The 18600-nt window shown below is 41.7% G+C and carries 15 protein-coding genes; all 15 read right to left on the minus strand.

The window, feature by feature from the left end:
- Positions 1 to 47 precede the first annotated feature (47 nt).
- Complete coding sequence (gene tilS, locus FVA69_RS16060) at positions 48 to 1400, minus strand: tRNA lysidine(34) synthetase TilS (protein ID WP_164529101.1); 1353 nt, start codon at positions 1398 to 1400, stop codon at positions 48 to 50.
- 13 nt (positions 1401 to 1413) lie between these two features.
- On the minus strand, positions 1414 to 2301 hold the full coding sequence (locus FVA69_RS16065) for a DMT family transporter (protein WP_042851536.1): 888 nt from the start codon (positions 2299 to 2301) through the stop codon (positions 1414 to 1416).
- A gap of 145 nt (positions 2302 to 2446) precedes the next feature.
- Positions 2447 to 3406 (minus strand): acetyl-CoA carboxylase carboxyl transferase subunit alpha, encoded by a 960-nt coding sequence (accA, locus tag FVA69_RS16070; RefSeq protein ID WP_004908798.1) that lies wholly within the window; start codon positions 3404 to 3406, stop codon positions 2447 to 2449.
- A 12-nt stretch (positions 3407 to 3418) separates the two neighbouring features.
- A complete protein-coding gene (gene dnaE / locus FVA69_RS16075; protein ID WP_164529102.1) occupies positions 3419 to 6901 on the minus strand; it encodes a DNA polymerase III subunit alpha in 3483 nt (1160 codons plus the stop codon).
- 11 nt (positions 6902 to 6912) lie between these two features.
- A complete protein-coding gene (gene rnhB / locus FVA69_RS16080; protein WP_109911807.1) occupies positions 6913 to 7506 on the minus strand; it encodes a ribonuclease HII in 594 nt (197 codons plus the stop codon).
- Positions 7506 to 8657 (minus strand): lipid-A-disaccharide synthase, encoded by a 1152-nt coding sequence (gene lpxB, locus FVA69_RS16085; RefSeq protein ID WP_115167780.1) that lies wholly within the window; start codon positions 8655 to 8657, stop codon positions 7506 to 7508. Before lpxB ends, rnhB begins: the two co-directional genes overlap by 1 nt.
- A 44-nt stretch (positions 8658 to 8701) precedes the next feature.
- Positions 8702 to 9499 (minus strand): acyl-ACP--UDP-N-acetylglucosamine O-acyltransferase, encoded by a 798-nt coding sequence (gene lpxA / locus FVA69_RS16090; RefSeq protein ID WP_004908785.1) that lies wholly within the window; start codon positions 9497 to 9499, stop codon positions 8702 to 8704.
- 1 nt (position 9500) lies between these two features.
- A complete protein-coding gene (gene fabZ / locus FVA69_RS16095) occupies positions 9501 to 9953 on the minus strand; it encodes a 3-hydroxyacyl-ACP dehydratase FabZ (RefSeq protein WP_004257450.1) in 453 nt (150 codons plus the stop codon).
- A 129-nt stretch (positions 9954 to 10082) separates the two neighbouring features.
- The gene (gene lpxD / locus FVA69_RS16100; RefSeq protein WP_109911804.1) at positions 10083 to 11120 is read right to left on the minus strand and encodes a UDP-3-O-(3-hydroxymyristoyl)glucosamine N-acyltransferase; all 1038 of its coding nucleotides are present in this window, start codon (positions 11118 to 11120) and stop codon (positions 10083 to 10085) included.
- A 3-nt stretch (positions 11121 to 11123) separates the two neighbouring features.
- Positions 11124 to 11618 carry a molecular chaperone Skp gene (skp, locus tag FVA69_RS16105; RefSeq protein ID WP_004908780.1) on the minus strand — a complete coding sequence of 165 codons (495 nt, stop codon included), beginning with the start codon at positions 11616 to 11618 and terminating at the stop codon, positions 11124 to 11126.
- A gap of 89 nt (positions 11619 to 11707) precedes the next feature.
- Positions 11708 to 14122 (minus strand): outer membrane protein assembly factor BamA, encoded by a 2415-nt coding sequence (gene bamA, locus FVA69_RS16110; protein WP_109911803.1) that lies wholly within the window; start codon positions 14120 to 14122, stop codon positions 11708 to 11710.
- A gap of 42 nt (positions 14123 to 14164) precedes the next feature.
- Positions 14165 to 15517, minus strand: coding sequence for a sigma E protease regulator RseP (rseP, locus tag FVA69_RS16115; RefSeq protein WP_004908777.1), 1353 nt, complete (start codon positions 15515 to 15517; stop codon positions 14165 to 14167).
- An 8-nt stretch (positions 15518 to 15525) separates the two neighbouring features.
- Positions 15526 to 16386 carry a phosphatidate cytidylyltransferase gene (cdsA, locus tag FVA69_RS16120; RefSeq protein ID WP_004908774.1) on the minus strand — a complete coding sequence of 287 codons (861 nt, stop codon included), beginning with the start codon at positions 16384 to 16386 and terminating at the stop codon, positions 15526 to 15528.
- A 9-nt stretch (positions 16387 to 16395) separates the two neighbouring features.
- Positions 16396 to 17151, minus strand: coding sequence for a polyprenyl diphosphate synthase (gene uppS, locus FVA69_RS16125; RefSeq protein ID WP_109911801.1), 756 nt, complete (start codon positions 17149 to 17151; stop codon positions 16396 to 16398).
- Between the two features lie 186 nt (positions 17152 to 17337).
- Positions 17338 to 18531, minus strand: a complete 1194-nt coding sequence (gene ispC / locus FVA69_RS16130; protein WP_004908768.1) for a 1-deoxy-D-xylulose-5-phosphate reductoisomerase — start codon at positions 18529 to 18531, stop codon at positions 17338 to 17340.
- Between the last annotated feature and the right edge of the window lie 69 nt (positions 18532 to 18600).

The following is an 18600-nucleotide window of genomic DNA, read 5'->3' on the forward strand; positions in this document are numbered from 1 at the left end:
TCCTTCTATGGTCCCTTATGGTAATCACAGTCATAAGGGGCTTCTCATTAACTCAACACCTTAAATTCACTCTCTTTTTGCCAATCAATAGCAATACCAAGAGTCGCTTCATCAGCCATTCCTTCAGGAGTAATAAAACACCCCACCGCAGTAATGAGCTGGTCGTTATAATAAATTAGAGGCACTCTTTCTCTCATCCATGGAGCTACTCCTAATTCTTGCCAGATCTTCTTACTGCTTCTGGAACGATGCCGTCCTACAATATTGAGCGTGCCTTGCAGCCCAAAACGAACCGTCACATTTTCATGTGAAAATGGTGGACGTATTTGCCCCTCACCTTCCATAATTTGTAAAATTCCTAAGGATTCAGGTAACTCAAAAGCCTCAGGATAAATCCATTCAAATTGTTGATTAGCTAAGCTATTAATGCGCTTAACAACCCACAACGCACCTTGATAACGGCGAATTTCGAATTGCCCTAAACGGCAAATAGGATCCGCATCCTGCCGAGCTAACGCCACTTCTTGCCAAATACGTTCCAATTGGTTAAATGGTGGCATTGGTAGCTGATGCAGACCAATCCAGTGGCGAATAAGTGCATTGCGTTTTGCTGATGAACAGGCTTTCAAGTCATCAATAAATAGCCCCCCTCGATAATCCATCATTTCATCAAGGGAATCCTTTAATAACTCATCAAGTAATGTTTCTTGCTCTGCACATAACGCTGCACTGCGGGCAACTGCACTCGAAAAATGCGGCCAACGCTCAGTCAAAACAGGCATGATATTCAGGCGTAAAAAATTTCTATCGTAACGATCATCTTGGTTACTATCGTCTTCAACCCACGATAATTGCTGCTCTTGCATATAAGCTTCTAGCGCTATACGGGGTGTTGAGAGTAATGGTCGTAGCAGCGATGTTGAACCGCAACATGCTGAAAACGCTAATTGTTCAGGCATTGAAGACAACCCTGCTGGCCCACTACCACGCTTTAACGCTAACATGAAAGTTTCTGCTTGATCATCAAGGTGTTGAGCCGTAACTAGCACCTCACCTTCTTGTAATTCTTCTCGGTAAGCCTGATAACGGGCATCTCGTGCCGCTGCTTCAATACCTTTTTGGCTTGAATCAACCACTACGTGTCGGCAAATGAAAGGAATGTCCCACTGTAAACACAATTGAGCACAATGCTGCTCCCATTCATTTGCTTTTCTATTCAACCCATGATGAATATGAATAGCGCGAACCTCTAATAGAGGAAGCTGTTTCTTTCGAATAAGATAAAGTGCATGTAATAAAACTGTTGAGTCAATACCACCACTGAATCCCACTAGAATTTTTTCGATACCGCTTATTTTATTAAGAACCCTATCAACAATGACTTGCGAATGCTGTGACATTTATTCGCCCTTCTCACAACTTCTGACTTTGGCTCTTTGCGCCAACACACAGAACACCAGAAATAATTACCAGTAATACCCCTATTGCATACGCAATTTCAAAAGCATCATTTAAGATTAACACTAACCAGAGCACCGATAATACGGGAGACAAAAATACCACAGAAGCTATTTTCGCCGAGTGCCCTGTATTCATCGCCTTGAACCATAAAATGTAAGACACCCCGTTGATTAAAATACCATTAATCAACGTTGGCCAAAAAGCCGCTTTTGAAGGTAATCGCATTTCACTAAACAGCATCAATAAGACAAAAGAAGTCAGCGTTGAAAAAATAAATAACCATACAGTACTAATATAGGGGTCAATCGAATATTGACGGGAGAAAACTGACATTAGGGCAAAGCAAAACGCACCACTAAAAACCAGTAATAACGCTGTTGGGTTTTCAACATGTAATTGCGTAATTTGCCCTTTGGTAAAAGTAATAATCACCGCAATAAAACCGATTATGATACCAATTATTTGTCTTCCAGCTAATTTGTCTTTTAGCAATACTACTGATAACAAGATAATAACTAATGGCCAACTATATTGAATGACCAATACCGCTATACCATTCTCAATGGAATATCCGTAGTACAGCAACAAATAGAATAAACAGTCAAGAAAGCCAAGAACAAAGACTTTGACTAATATATCTCTTGGCAAAATAAACAGTTTTGTCAGTCGATAGCCTGAAGCAAGAGCAACAATAATCACAGATATCGCAGATATTACGTTCGACCAGAACAGGAATTGAAAGCTGTCCATGCCTTCTTGCCCAAAACGAGAGACAATAGGAATAAAGCTCCATATCAACACGCAAGTAAAAGCATATAGCAAATAATTATATTGTCGCACCCTAGTCCCTATCTATAGTTATTTTCAGTAGATGAATAATTTAAATCAAAACACTCGGTTATCATTAAAAATGACTAGCTTAAAAATAAAAACGGGAGCTGGCAAAAGCAAACTCCCGTATTTATTAATGATTAGCTGTTAATGATTAACAATAACCATAGTCCATCAGGCGCTGATAGCGACGGTTTTTCAATGCTTCAGCATCTAATAATTCTAATTCGTCTAAGTCCTCGGTTAGGCGTGCTTTTAGCTGTTCTGCAATTTCATCATAATTACGATGTGCACCGCCTAATGGCTCAGGAATAACATTATCAATTAATTTCAGTTCTTTAAGACGTGGGGCGGTAATCCCCATTGCTTCTGCTGCTAATGGTGCTTTATCTGCACTTTTCCATAGAATAGATGCACAGCCTTCTGGTGAAATAACAGAATAAGTGCTGTATTGCAGCATATTGACTTTATCACCCACACCGATAGCAAGTGCACCACCAGAGCCACCTTCACCAATAACGGTACAAATGACTGGGACAGATAAACGTGACATTTCACGTAAATTACGTGCGATAGCCTCTGACTGACCACGCTCTTCAGCACCAACTCCCGGATAAGCACCTGGAGTATCAATAAAGGTGATAATAGGTAAGTTAAAACGCTCAGCCAGTTCCATCAAACGCAGTGCCTTACGGTAACCTTCTGGGGCTGGCATACCAAAATTACGACGGATTTTTTCTTTTGTCTCACGCCCTTTCTGATGCCCAATAATCATGACTGGACGACCATCCAAACGCGCCATTCCACCGACAATGGCTTTATCATCTGCATAAGCGCGATCCCCTGCTAATTCTTGGAAATCAGTAAAAATGCGAGAAATATAATCCAATGTATATGGACGACGTGGGTGACGAGCGAGTTTAGCTATTTGCCAAGCCCCTAGATCAGAGAAAATTTTACGTGTCAGTTCAACACTTTTTTCACGTAAACGAGCAACCTCTTCATCTAGGTTAACTTCTAAGTTGTTATCTTGACGGCTAACCGCTGTTAGAGAATCAATTTTCGCCTCTAATTCCGCGATTGGCTGTTCAAAATCAAGAAAATCCAGACTCATAATATTCCTATTTTAGTCAAATTCTAATTCTACCTGCTCACTACCCAGCAGAGTTCGAAGATCGTTCAAAAGGGGATCCACTGGCGTCACACGCCAAACAACACCAAATTTAAGCTTGGCTCTGGCATCATCCTTCTGGTAATACAGATGAACCGGGATCGTTCCTGAACGATGAGGTTCAAGAGTACTGCGAAGCCGGTTCAGCAATTGATCGTTAATTTGTTTATCTGACAGTGAAATTGCAAGTCCTCGTGCATATTTTTCCCTTGCTTCACTAATATCCATTAACTCACGCACTGTCATTTTATTACCACCATTGAAATCATCAAAGCTGACCTGACCGGTGGCTATCAGGATATTGTCTTTTTCCAACATATGTTGGTACTTATCGAGTGCATCTGAAAATAACATAATATCCAGACGACCGGAACGATCATCAAGCGTACAAATCCCTATTCTATTTCCACGCTTGGTTGTAATCACTTTAGCTGAAAGTACTAAACCTACCACAGTTGTTACTTGACCACGAGGGGTGGGGTTCACATCTTTTAATCTAAGCCCATTAGTATAGCGCTCTATTTCGCTCAAGTATCGCGTTATTGGATGCCCTGTTAAATATAAACCAAGCGTCTCTCGTTCACCATCCAATACTACTTGCTCTGGCCATTTAGGTACACTTGCATATGAACTTTCAACTTGTTCAGGTGCTTCAGCTAGTACACCAAACATATCTGCTTGGCCTATTGCCTCTGCTTTAGCATGTTGGTCAGCTGCTTTTAACGCATCCTCAAGGGAAGACATCAACGCTGCACGATGAGGGCCTAATCGGTCAAATGCCCCTGCCATGATAAGCTTTTCCATCACACGACGGTTAATTTTTTTAATATCAACTCGCGCACAAAGGTCAAAAATCTCTTTAAAGATGCCGCCTTGTTGACGAGCTTCAACAATCGCTTCGATCGGGCCTTCGCCGACCCCTTTGATTGCACCGATACCGTAAACTATCTCACCTTCATCATTCACATGGAAGTGATAAAGCCCACTATTGATATCTGGCGGCAATACTTTTAAGCCCATTCGCCAACATTCATCAACTAAACCAACCACTTTTTCCGTGTTATCCATATCCGCGGTCATAACTGCAGCCATAAATTCAGCGGGATAGTGCGCTTTTAACCATAATGTTTGATAAGAAACTAAAGCATAGGCAGCTGAATGCGATTTATTAAACCCATAACCGGCAAATTTCTCTACCAAGTCAAAGATTTTCATTGATAGCTCGCCGTCTACTCCGTTTTTAATTGCACCTTCTTCAAAAACAGAACGCTGCTTCGCCATTTCCTCAGGTTTCTTTTTACCCATCGCACGACGCAGCATATCCGCACCGCCAAGCGTATAGCCAGCTAAAACCTGAGCAATCTGCATAACCTGTTCTTGGTATAAAATAATCCCATATGTGGGCTCTAGAACAGGTTTTAATGATTCATGTTGCCATTGTACATCTGGGTACGATATTTCTTCACGACCATGTTTACGGTCAATAAAGTTATCTACCATGCCTGATTGCAGTGGCCCGGGACGGAACAATGCCACCAGTGCGATCATATCCTCGAAGCAGTCGGGGCGTAATCGCTTAATTAAGTCCTTCATTCCACGGGATTCTAACTGGAATACCGCTGTGGTTTCTGAGCGCTGCAGCATATCAAAGCTTTTTTGATCGTGTAGCGGAATAGCTGCAATATCAATCGGTTCTAAATTTTTCTTGGCTCGACGCGCGTTGATCATTTCCAACGCCCAGTTAATGATCGTCAATGTCCGTAAACCAAGGAAGTCAAACTTCACTAACCCCGCATATTCGACATCGTTTTTATCGAATTGTGTGACAGGGTTATTACCTTCCGCATCACAATAAAGCGGCGCAAAGTCAGTAATTTTAGTTGGAGCGATAACCACCCCACCCGCATGTTTACCAGCATTTCGTGTGACACCTTCGAGCTTACGCGCCATATCGATAAGCGCTTTAACCTCTTCATCAGCCTCATAAATTTCAGGTAGCTGTGGTTCTGCTTCGAACGCTTTTTCCAGTGTCATACCGGGGTCTGGCGGCACTAATTTTGAAATTCTATCAACAAAACCATATGGGTGCCCAAGTACGCGCCCCACGTCACGGATAACCGCTTTGGCGGCCATCGTACCGAAAGTAATGATCTGTGAAACAGCGTCACGCCCATACATTTGGGCTACGTGATCAATCACTTGGTCGCGTTTTTCCATACAGAAATCGACATCAAAGTCAGGCATCGAAACACGTTCCGGATTCAAGAAACGCTCAAAAAGCAAGTCAAACTCAAGCGGATCAAGATCCGTAATTTTAAGGGCATAAGCAACTAAAGAGCCCGCACCGGAACCTCGCCCCGGCCCCACAGGTACGCCATTATCTTTTGACCATTGGATAAATTCCATCACGATCAAGAAGTAACCGGGGAACCCCATCTGATTAATCACGTTAAGTTCAATTTCCAGACGCTCATCGTATTCAGGGCGTTTTTCCGCTCGTACTTTTTCGTCTGGGAATAAAAACTCGAGGCGCTCTTCTAACCCTTCTTTTGACCGCATAACCAAAAAGTCTTCGGTTTTCATATCCCCTGTTGGGAATTGCGGTAAGAAGTATTCACCAAGGCGAATCGTGACGTTACAACGCTTAGCAATCTCTACACTGTTTTCTAACGCTTCAGGGATGTCAGCAAATAGCTCACACATCTCTTCTTCGGAACGTAAATATTGCTGAGGGCTATAATTTTTAGGCCTTTTCGGATCAGCTAATGTAAAACCATCATGGATAGCAACACGTATTTCATGGGCGTCGAAATCACTACTTTCAATGAAGCAAACATCATTCGTTGCAACAACAGGCAAGCCTTTTTTAGTTGCTAACTCGACAGCCGCATGCAGATAACTTTCTTCATCTGGCCGCCCTGTTCTGACTAATTCTAAGTAGTAGCAATCTGGAAAATGCGTTTCATAGAATGCAAGGCACTCATCCACTAAAGTTTGATTACCTCTTAATAGACATTGCCCGACATCCCCTTTACGGCCACCAGAGAGTAGAATCAAACCATCTTTGTGCTTAGCCAGCCATTCACGTTTAATTGTTGGTCCAACCGCACCATAGCCTTTTTGGTACGCTTCAGAAATGAGTAGGGTAAGGTTTTGATAACCTTCATTATTACGTGCTAAAACAGTTAAGTGAGATATTTCATCACCCAATAGTTCACTTTCCACATAAAAATCAGCACCAATAATGGGTTTGATCCCTGCACCATGTGCTGCACCATAAAACCGGACTAGCCCACAAAGGTTAGTAAAATCGGTGATCGCAAACGCAGGCATGCCCATTGAAGCCACTTTTTTAACCAGTGGCCCCGTTTTGGCTAGCCCATCAATCATGGAATAGTCACTGTGAACACGTAAATGAATAAAACGAGGTGATGCCATCGACCTAATACCTACTTATTGCTGTCTAAAGCTCTTCTCACTGGAGCAAAGCTTTTACGATGGAATTCGGTTGCACCATACTGCGCCAATTTTTCTAAATGATACGCGGTTGGGTAGCCTTTATGCTTCGCAAAGCCATATTCAGGAAAGGTTTTGTCCAATTCGACCATTTCCCTATCCCTAATCACTTTAGCTAAAATGGATGCTGCACTAATTTCTTGTACTAGGCTGTCGCCTTTAATGACTGCTTGTGAAGGCATTGGCAATTTAGGACAGCGGTTGCCATCAATTAAAACATACTCAGGAACAATAGATAAACCCGCAACTGCGCGCTGCATCGCTAACATAGTTGCATGTAATATATTTATGTTATCAATTTCTTCTGGTTCTGCGCGACCAATGCACCAACACAGCGCTTTTTGTTGGATTTCATCAAATAATTTCTCACGTTTTTTTTCGGTGAGTTTTTTTGAGTCTGCCAGCCCTGTAATTGGGTTATTGGGATCAAGAATCACTGCCGCGGTCACTACAGCTCCAACTAGCGGGCCTCGACCCACTTCATCAACACCAGCGATTAAATTTGCTTTTGGATAGATAAATTCCATTAATTTTTGACCATATCTAATACCGCTTCAGCAGCTTGTTTATCTGCATCACAACGAATAAGCTGATGTAATTGTAAAAAAGTTTGTTTCAGGTTTTCAACCTGTTCTCCACCATCTAGGAGAGGAAGCAACTGCTGTGCGAGTTTATCAGGCTGGCATTCCTCTTGTAGTAACTCCTTCACAATTTCTTTTTCTGCTAACAAATTAGGCAAAGAAACATACGGCGTTTTCACTAACCGTTTAGCTAACCAGAAAGTGAAAGGTTTCATACGATACCCCACCACCATTGGGCATTTTGTTAGCATACACTCAAGTGCTGCTGTTCCTGATGCTAACAAAGTCGCATCTGCTGCAATCATTGCATCACGAGCCTGACCATCTAAAATATGGACTTGCAATTCAGGTGCGGTATTTTCTTTTATCTCATCAAACTGCTGGCGGCGTTTTTCATTCACCAACGGCACCACAATATGTAAATCAGGGATATTGCGTTGTAATATTTTCGCTGTATTGAGAAAATCTGCGCTTAGCATTTCGACTTCTGAATGACGACTTCCTGGCAGTAAAGCCAAACATTTAACATGCTCAGGAATATTCAGCCGATGTCGAGCGGCTTGTTTATCAGGATGTAATGGAATGGCATCCGCCATTGTATGCCCGATAAAACGGCAAGGAACATTAAAACGGTCGTAAAATGCTTTTTCAAAAGGTAAAAAAGCTAATACTAAATTTGTTGAACGACCAATTTTAAATACCCGCTTCTGGCGCCATGCCCAAACTGATGGGCTAACGTAATGAATGGTTTTGATACCTTTCGATTTTAAGCGCCCCTCTAGGGTAATATTAAAATCAGGGGCATCAATCCCAACAAAAACATCCGGCTGTAGTTCAGTAAAACGCTGGGTTAAATCCTTACGAATGGATAATAGCCGAGGTAGACGGCCAAGGACTTCAACAATGCCCATGACAGCAAGCTCTTCCATTTCATACCAAGCTTCACAACCTTCCGCTTGCATTAATGGACCAGCAACACCAACAAAGCGAGCATCTGGTATTTGCTCTTTAAGTGCACGGATAAGCCCAGCACCGAGAATATCACCAGATGTTTCTCCGGCAACAAGGCCAATAGTAAGTGGGCGGCTATTATTCACCGAAATTCGCTCCTTATTAAAGGCCCAGATTCATTAATACTAGATTAACGAATAATACCACGTTTAGACTGTGCTGAATCCTCTAAGAAATCACTAAACACTTTAACGTGTTCATTGGCTTTTGCCGCTTCCGCGATTTCTTCACGTGCTTCTTCTAATGATTTACCTGAACGATATAACACCTTGTATGCATTACGAATAGCATGTAGTGATTCTTTTTCAAAACCACGGCGTTTTAAACCTTCAAGATTTAAACCAAATGGTGTTGCGTGGTTACCCTGTGCAATAACATAAGGTGGCACGTCTTGTGCAACACCAGAGCAACCGCCGACCATAACATGAGCACCAATTTTACAAAATTGATGAACTGCGGTCATACCACCAATGATGGCATAATCACCAAGTGTTACATGGCCACCTAAAGTACCGTTATTTGCAATAATACAACGGTTGCCAATGATACAATCATGGGCAATATGCACATTCACCATCAGTAAATTATCGTTGCCCACTTTTGTCAGGCCAACATCTTGAACTGTACCACGGTGAATAGTTACGCTTTCACGAATACGGTTTCTATCCCCGATTTCAACTCGTGTTGGTTCACCTTGATATTTAAGATCTTGGTTAATCTCACCAATGGAAGCGAACTGGAAAATCACATTGTCACGGCCTATTTTTGTATGGCCATTAACGACAACATGAGATTTCAACTCAGTACCTTCGCCAATTTCGACATTCGCGCCAATATAACAAAAAGGGCCAATACGAACATTGGCACCGATGATAGCTCCATCTTCTACGATAGAGGATGGATGAATATAGGCTGTATTATCAATCATATCAGACCTCACGGCGACGGGCGCACATCATTTCTGCTTCGCAGGCCACTTCTCCATCAACTTTAGCAACACCTTTAAAACGTGCAACTCCGCGACGTTCTTTAATAAATTCTACTTCTAAGACCATTTGGTCTCCTGGTAGAACAGGACGTTTAAAACGCGCATTGTCTATCGCTGCAAAATAGTACAACTCACCAGGCTCTAATTTTCCAACGCTTTTAAACGCAAGGATCCCAGTCGCTTGTGCCATGGCTTCTAAAATTAATACGCCAGGAAAAATGGGTTTGCTTGGAAAGTGCCCTTGGAAAAATGGCTCATTAAATGACACATTTTTCACTGCACGCAATGATTTGCCTTTTTCAAAATCTAATACACGGTCAACCAAAAGGAATGGGTAACGGTGTGGAAGCAGTTCTAAGATTTCTTCTATATTCAGAGTATGATTATCACTCATCGAAATACTCTTCCTGTCTATTAATACGGTTTAATTAATGAATCGGCCTGCTTTAACCCATAAATTAGGTTAACTGGCAGGCCGGAAAACGTAACTCAGATAACTATTTTAGCCTGAATTACAAAATGATTACTGATTTTTTTGATTTTGGCTATCTAATTCACGCTCAACGTGTTTCAGTCTCTTATTCATCTCATTGATACTTAAGACTAAAGCAGCTGTTTTACGCCAAGCTTTATTAGGCTGTAAAGGAATTCCTGAAGAATATACTCCCGGTTCAGTGATAGGCCTCATGACCATACCCATTCCTGTTACTGTGACCTTATCGCAAATTTCCATATGACCGTTGATGACGCTAGCCCCACCAATCATGCAGTAACGACCGATTTTTAAACTACCAGCCATGATAACTCCGCCAGCAACTGCGGTATTATCACCAATTATGACATTGTGTGCAATTTGGCATTGGTTATCGATAATAACCCCATTACCAATCACAGTGTTATCTAACGCACCGCGATCAATCGTTGTGCTTGCACCGATCTCAACACGATCGCCGATGATCACTGTGCCTAACTGAGGAATTTTGATCCAATTACCACGATCATTTGCATAACCGAAGCCATCTGAACCAATCACAGTGCCAGATTGAATTAAACAATGTGTACCAATTTCGATATTGTGGTACACGCTGACATTTGCCCATAAACGGGTCCCTGTACCTATGCGTGTATTTTTACCCACAAAACAACCTGCGCCAATCACCACATTATCGCCAAGTTCAACACCACTTTCGATAACAGCATTTGCGCCAATTGCGACATTCTTACCGAGTTTTGCATCATCAGCAATTACCGCTGATGCGTGGATATCTTCAGCCGGACTTGGCGTTGTATCCATAATTTGAGCCATGCGTGCATAAGCAAGGTATGGGTTATCCACTACCAGTGCAGCTACTTTACATGCTTCGAGATCTTTTGCTGTGAGAACCACCGCTGCAGCTTGGCAATCGGCCAATTTGTCACTATAACGGCTGTCAGATAAAAAAGTAATCTGTTGATTATTCGCTGAATGCATTGGAGCAATACCGGTGATGGTAATATCACCATCACCGTGTAATTGCGCATTCAACTGCTGAGCAAGGTCAGCCAATCGAATTGAAGACATCTATTATTTAACCTGTTTTTGAACCTGACTTGTAATGTCAACGCTATCTTTTGCATAGGCAACTGCATTTGCATCGATAACGACATCATAGCCTTCTTTAGCGGCAACAGACTTAATAGAGTTCTGAATACGAGTTAAAATTTTAGTACGCTCTTCACCTTGACGACGACGGTTGTCTTCTTCAAATTTTTGAGCTTTTTCAGCGAATTGATCACGTTTAGTCATGAGTTCAGATTCAAGCTTTTCGCGCTCACTTTGCTTCATCGTTGCACCATCACGGCGCAATTTTTCAACACGAGTTTGCAAATCTTTTTCTAGATTTTGTAACTCAGTCGCACGGCTTTTGAATTCACTTTCAAGCTGTTTAGCAACGGCTTCACGCGCAGGCATATTTTGGAAAATTTCACCAACATTGACGATAGCGATTTTCTCAGCATAAGCACCCGCAGACATTGCTAAAGCAATACTCACACCCGCTGCACACAACAATTTTTTCACACTAAACTCCTTAACCCATACGTATGGCTGGAAATTTTGGTTGCTCCCATAAAATTATGGGAGCCATCATAAGTAGAAACTGGAATAGCTTACCACGTTCTACCAATATTAAATTGGAACTGTTCTGATTTATCCCCTTCGTAGTCCTTAATCGGCTGCGCATAAGAGAAGACCAGTGGTCCAAGAGGGGACATCCATTGTAAAGCAACACCAGCAGAAGCACGGACGTTAGTTGCCTTACCGTAGTCAGGCATACCTTTACGCCAATCAGCATTGATACTGTTCCAATTAGTATCCCATACCGTACCCGCATCAACGAACAGAGACGTACGAACTGAGTTCGAATATTTCTCGTCAATAAATGGAGTCGGAGTGATTAATTCAAATGATGCTGCGTACATCGCATTACCACCGACCGCATCACTTGATGGGCTTCCTGGCTCAGGGCCATCCACACCATTAATTCTCTTCAAGTAAACCGCTTTTGGACCGATATTATTCGAACGGAAACCACGAATGGTGCTTGAACCACCCGCATAGAAGTTTTCATAGAATGGCATTTGCTTACTGCCAATACCATCACCATAACCTGCTTGTGCACGCCCCAGAACTACCCAAGTTTGGTCTTCATCCAGTGGGTAATACTGTGCGGTATCAAAGCGCAGTTTATAGTATTCGTTATCAGAGCCAGGTATTGTTACTTTACCCGATACGTTCGTTTTATTACCCGATGTTGGGAAGAAACCACGGTTTAACGAGTTATAAGTCCAACCTAAGTTAAGCGTAAAGTCATCCGCATCAAAACTTTCTTTATTACGCCCATTTTCTGTAACTGGTGGATTTTTCCCCATAGAGTCGAGGTAATCCCACATCGCAGCTTGAGCTCGCATGTCTGAAAGTCGGTTATGAACGTAACCCGCACCAACACGGAAAGAGTTATTTTCATTGAACGGGAAGCTTAAGAAACTGTCTAGACCATACGTTTTGTTGTTATAGCCAGATAGATCCGCATCTTTCGCACTAAAGTCGTTATAGAAAATACGACCGCCTAAGCTCACACCATTCACGGTGAAATACGGGTCAGTAAATGAGAATTCAACGTTAGTTGAGTAGTCGTTTTTACTTGCGTTAATACCAACCGCATTACCTGTACCTAACCAGTTATCTTGTGTAACCCCAACTTGGAAACTCACACCACTTTCAGTACCAAAACCGATACCAAAGTTCATTGAACCTGTATTACGCTCTTTAACCTTGTAGATAACATCTACTTGGTCAGGACTGCCCGGTACACGTTGAGTCTCAACATCAACAGTTTCGAAATAACCTGTACGATTCAGACGTTCTTTACCGAGTTCAACAAGGTCATTTCCAAGCCATGCCCCTTCCATTTGGCGCATTTCACGACGCAAAACGGTGTCTTTACTGGTGTCATTGCCTTGGAAACGAATTTCACGCACATAGAAACGGTTACCTGCATCAATATTTAAATGCAATTTCACGGTTTTATCTGCATCGTTGATTTCAGGCTGTGTCATTACTCGAGGATATGCATAACCATAGCGGCCAAACATATCTTTGATTTTGTTTTCCATGCTTGTCACTTGAGCACCGTTATATAACTCTCCCGGTGTGATAGTGATAAGTTCTTGGATTTCAGTTAAGTGATCTGCAGTATTACCATTAACTTCGACACCCGATATTTTGTATTGGTCGCCTTCAGTAATGTTAATCGTAATATAAATGCCTTTTTTGTCTGGGGTCAGACTGACTTGCGTGGAGTCAATGTTAAAACGTGCATAACCGCGGTCAAGATAAAAACTGCGCAGAGTTTCTAAGTCACCCGCCAGTTTTTGCTTCTGGTATTTTTGGTCAGCAGCAAGGTTCCACCAAGGTACATCATCACGCAATTGCAGCTTATTAACTAATTCTGCTGTAGTGTAATTTTTATTACCTACAATATTAATTTGCTGAATTTGAGCTGAAACACCTTCAGAGAAAACAAATTTTAAATCCACACGGTTACGTGGTAAAGGTGTCACAACAGCTTTTACTGTTGCATTATATTTACCAACGCTATAGTAAAAGTCTTCTAAACCTTTTTCGATATTCGCAATTGTCGTGCGGTCAAGTGCCTCACCAACGCGGATATTTGAAGCTTCCAAGTTCTGCTTGAGCATATCATCTTTAACAGACTTATTACCTGTAAAGGTGATACTGGCAATCGTTGGCCGCTCTTTAACTTGAACGATCAGCGTGTTTCCATCACGCAGGACCCTAACATCTTCGAAGTTACCGGTTGAAAATAGGGAACGGATCGAACGGCTGATATCATCGTTATCAACTGAATCGCCAACCCTAACTGGCATGTTCAATAATGCTGCACCAACGGCGACGCGTTGTAGACCTTCGAAACGAATGTCTTTAACTACGAATCCGTCTGAACCGTATGCAGTGGCGCTGCCGAAAAGCAGCGACGCTATGAGCAACTTTTTCATCGCCATCGTTGTTATGCGTATTCCTTACTGGTCCCCAGCTTATAAAAATTAGAAGCGAGAGAAATCATTAAAAAGTGCAAGTCCCATTAACAGAATCAATGCCATTGCACCTATCCGAAAACTAAAGTCTTGTACTCGCTCAGACACTGGACTTCCTTTAATTTTTTCAATTAATAAGAAGAGCAAGTGCCCCCCATCTAAAACAGGCAATGGAAACAGATTGATGATACCTAAATTGACGCTAATAAGCGCAATAAACATCAAATAATATACCAAGCCTGACTCGGCGGATACCCCCGCACCTTTAGCGATAGATATCGGACCGCTCAAGTTATTGAGTTTGACATCCCCAACAACCAGTTTACCCATCATATTGACCGTCAACTTCATTAACTGCCACGTCTTATCACTGGCTTGGTAAAACGCAGAGAATGGCCCATATTGCTGCACCATTTTATATTCATCTGCTAACGGTAACACTGAAAGTTCTACGCCTGCAAATCCAATTTTCTCTCCACGTTGTCCATCTTGGCTATCAGGAGTCAACGTGAGTGAAACCAATTGTTGCGACCGTTGTACTTCTAGTTTTAACGGTACACCTGGGTTATTACGAATAATTCGTGTTACTGGGTTCCAAAGGCCTAATACCTCCCCGTTAACACTGACTATTCTGTCACCTTTCTGTAAACCTGCTCGTTCGCCAGCTAACCCCTCAGTGACTTTTTGAATAACAGGGTCAATTTTTGCAGAAACAGGCATTATCCCTAACGACAAAATTGGATCTTGTTTCTCAGGATCAAACTGCCAAGTCGTTAAATCAACCGTTTTTGTCATCGGTTCATTATAACCACTCGGTAATACTTGTGCAGTCAGTTCGTGGTCACCTATTTTGCCGACCAATGCTAAGCGAACTGAATTCCAATCAGGAGTTTCGATGCCATCAATGGATTTTAGTTCCATTTTTGGTTCAAAATTTGCAATTGCCGCAATAGAACCTGGTTTTACATCTTCAATGACAGGCTTCACAGAAGGAACGCCAATCATAAAGACAATCCAATAGACAACAATTGCCAATAAAAAGTTCGCAATAGGCCCCGCACTAATAATGGCAGCTCGTTGACCTACTGTTTTATTATTAAACGCTTGATGACGACGCTCAGGAGCAACCTCTCCAACACGTTCATCAAGCATTTTGACATAACCCCCTAACGGGATAATGGCTAAAACGAACTCAGTGCCATGTTTATCGACTTTACGCCATAACGTTTTGCCAAAGCCAATAGAGAAGCGCTCAACATAAACACCACAGCGACGAGCAACCCAGTAGTGACCGAACTCGTGTACTGTAATTAACACGCCTATCGCGATAATAAATGCAGCTAAACTCCAAATAAATCCCATGTATCTTCCTAAAGACCAAAACCGTTAAAAATTAACAAATTTAGCCCAGCAAAAACAGGGATTGCTGCCGTCAGGCTATCAATACGATCCAAAATACCGCCATGCCCTGGAATTAAGTGGCTACTATCTTTAATACCTGATTGACGCTTAAACATACTTTCGGTCAAATCACCAAATACTGATACTACAACAACAATAATTGAAGTCACTAGTAAATAATCAGGCATCACAGGGATTGGCGCAAAGGCGCTAAATAACCATGAGATAATCCCTGCTGTTATCAGCCCACCGACTAAGCCTTCCCACGTTTTACCAGGAGATACCTTAGGTGCCATTTTGTTGCGTCCGATAGTACGACCAAATGCATAGGCACCTGAATCTGCCCCCCAAACTAGCAACATGACATACAGTAACCACCAAGCACCGAAGAATGTATCACTTTGATAACCCACAGTTCTTAAAACCATCATTCCACAATAAAATGGGATAATCGTTAACACGCCAAATAACAACCGGATAATTGCTGATTTACCCCAAGAAGCCGATGCTGGGTAGGTAACAACTAAAATAATCGCTATTACCCACCAAATAAGACCTGCCCACAGGCCATACAAAACCATAGGCTCAGAGGAGAACTGGTTTATATTGGAGATAGAAAATTGCATTGCAAGTAATATTGCTGCAAAAACAACCGCCAACCCGACACGTTTAGCTTGTGAATGCCAGCCGACAAATTGTGCCCATTCCCAAGCTCCTAAAGCACAAACCGCAATTACGACAAGCCCAAAATTTGCTGGGGAAAGTAAAAACAGAGCTGCTATAACAATCGGTATTAAGACTATCGCAGTAAGTAAACGATATTTCAGCACATCTATCCCCTATTCCTTGCCCAGTTCATCATCTGATTCAGCTCCACCATAACGGCGCTCACGCTTACTAAAAGCATCAACTGCACTCTGAAACACCATTTCATCAAAATCTGGCCACAAAACGTTGGTGAAATAAAATTCCGCATAAGCGACTTGCCATAATAGGAAGTTGCTAATGCGATGCTCCCCACCGGTTCTAATGACTAAATCGACATTTTCTTGATCATGCATACAAATATGGTCATTAATATTTTCTTCATTGATGTCATCAATAGAAAGTTCACCACTTTGTACCTTTGCAAATACTTGTTTTACACTGTTACTGATGTCCCAGCGACCACCATAGTTCGCGGCTATATTCAGTTTTAGCCCAGTGTTGTTTTGCGTTAATGCTTCTGCCTTATCAATTCTTTTTCTGAGGCGTTCACTAAAACGACTAATATCACCAATGACTTTTAGTTTGACATTGTTTTTATGCAGGTTTTTAACTTCATTATCAAGAGCAAAAACAAATAGTTCCATTAGAGAACTCACTTCTTTCTCTGGTCGTCTCCAGTTTTCACTGCTAAATGCATACAATGTGAGCGAACTAATTTTATTTTTCACCGCAAAACGCACCGAATTACGGACAGATTCAACACCTGCCTTATGACCTGTAATTCTGAGTTTCCCTCTTTGCTTAGCCCATCGACCATTACCATCCATAATGATAGCAACATGCTTAGGCATCATTGAATCAGAGAGATTTTCACCACTAGAGTTCATTAAATATTAATCCTTGTGAGTACCACTTTGAGTATACAGACCAATAATAACTACTATTATTGAATTTGCTGATAAGACACATCCTTAATTCTCAAAGTAGTGCTATGTTATTTTTCTTTTTTTAAACACGTCACATATTAAAGAGTTATTATGGCTATCAGCAACTAAATAAAACACATACCAGCGTTAAATTGTCTGAGCGATTATTTTTTCTGCATTTTTACGTGCTCGCTCGTCGATTTCTAAGACCTCTTCAATTGAAACAGGTTCAGAAAAAACTTGGCTATCTAATACACTGTGGTTAATTTTTGCTATATCCGTAAAGCGTATTTTGCCTTCAAGAAAGGCCGCAACAGTCACTTCATTTGCACCATTAAGCGCGGTTGTAGCGGCTTGCCCTTGGTGGCAGGCATCGATTGCGAGCTTCAAGCAAGGATAGCGTTGGTAGTCAGGCTGAACAAACGTTAATGATGAAAGCGTTGCAAAATCAAGAGGTTTTGCACCAGATATGATACGTTGAGGATAAGCCATGCTATATGAAATCGGAGTGCGCATATCAGGCGTACCCAGTTGTGCTATCACGCTGCCATCTTTATACCGAACCATAGAATGAATAACCGATTGAGGATGGATAATTACTTCCATCTGCTCAGCATTCGCATTAAAAAAGTAGCAAGCCTCAATATATTCTAGACCTTTATTCATCATTGTCGCTGAATCAACTGATATTTTTCGTCCCATTGACCAATTTGGATGGTTACATGCTTCATCAGGTGTCACGTTATCAAAATGCGATAATGGTGTATCCCTAAAAGGCCCGCCAGAACCGGTCAAAACAATACTTGAAATACCCGAGGCTGATAAATCAGCAAAGCCTAAATTGCGTTGAATAATTTCCGGTAAACTTTGGAAAATAGCATTATGCTCGCTATCAATAGGAAATACGGTTGCATTGTGCTTACGAATCTCATTAAAGAATAAACGGCCACTGGTAATTAAAGACTCTTTATTCGCTAATAATATTCTTTTACCTTTACGTATTGCAGCCAAGGTAGGAAGTAAACCGGCAACTCCGGTAATTGCTGACATAACTTGGTCGGCATCATCAAGGCCCGCAAGGTCAATAGCCGCTTGTTTTCCTGACAAAACCTCAGTCTTGCAGTTATTCTCAATCAAAATAGTTTTTAAGGCTTTTGCTGATAATTCATCCGCCATTGAGACATATTTCGGATTAAACTCAAGGCACTGTTTCGCCATTTCAGTGACATTTTTTCCTGCCACTAAAGCAACAATTTGAAATTTTTCGGGATTTTGGCGAACAACAGAAAGTGTATTTGTACCAATTGAGCCTGTAGAACCTAGGATTGTCAGACGTTTCATAGTGATTGAGTACTCTGTATTAATTCAATACTGAGATTATATCAGCTTAGAGGTTAGAAAGGATTTTTT

The sequence above is a fragment of the Providencia sp. PROV004 genome (genome assembly GCF_011045615.1).
Classification (GTDB): Bacteria; Pseudomonadota; Gammaproteobacteria; order Enterobacterales; family Enterobacteriaceae; genus Providencia; species Providencia rettgeri.

Coding starts and splice junctions, on each gene's coding strand:
- lpxD (WP_109911804.1), bottom strand. CDS start 11,120: ATGTCTTCAATTCGATTGGCTGACCTTGCTCAGCAGTTGAATGCGCAA.
- uppS (WP_109911801.1), bottom strand. CDS start 17,151: ATGAACTCTAGTGGTGAAAATCTCTCTGATTCAATGATGCCTAAGCAT.
- lpxA (WP_004908785.1), bottom strand. CDS start 9,499: ATGATTGATAATACAGCCTATATTCATCCATCCTCTATCGTAGAAGAT.
- rnhB (WP_109911807.1), bottom strand. CDS start 7,506: ATGGAATTTATCTATCCAAAAGCAAATTTAATCGCTGGTGTTGATGAA.
- accA (WP_004908798.1), bottom strand. CDS start 3,406: ATGAGTCTGGATTTTCTTGATTTTGAACAGCCAATCGCGGAATTAGAG.
- fabZ (WP_004257450.1), bottom strand. CDS start 9,953: ATGAGTGATAATCATACTCTGAATATAGAAGAAATCTTAGAACTGCTT.
- dnaE (WP_164529102.1), bottom strand. CDS start 6,901: ATGGCATCACCTCGTTTTATTCATTTACGTGTTCACAGTGACTATTCC.
- tilS (WP_164529101.1), bottom strand. CDS start 1,400: ATGTCACAGCATTCGCAAGTCATTGTTGATAGGGTTCTTAATAAAATA.
- bamA (WP_109911803.1), bottom strand. CDS start 14,122: ATGGCGATGAAAAAGTTGCTCATAGCGTCGCTGCTTTTCGGCAGCGCC.
- ispC (WP_004908768.1), bottom strand. CDS start 18,531: ATGAAACGTCTGACAATCCTAGGTTCTACAGGCTCAATTGGTACAAAT.
- rseP (WP_004908777.1), bottom strand. CDS start 15,517: ATGGGATTTATTTGGAGTTTAGCTGCATTTATTATCGCGATAGGCGTG.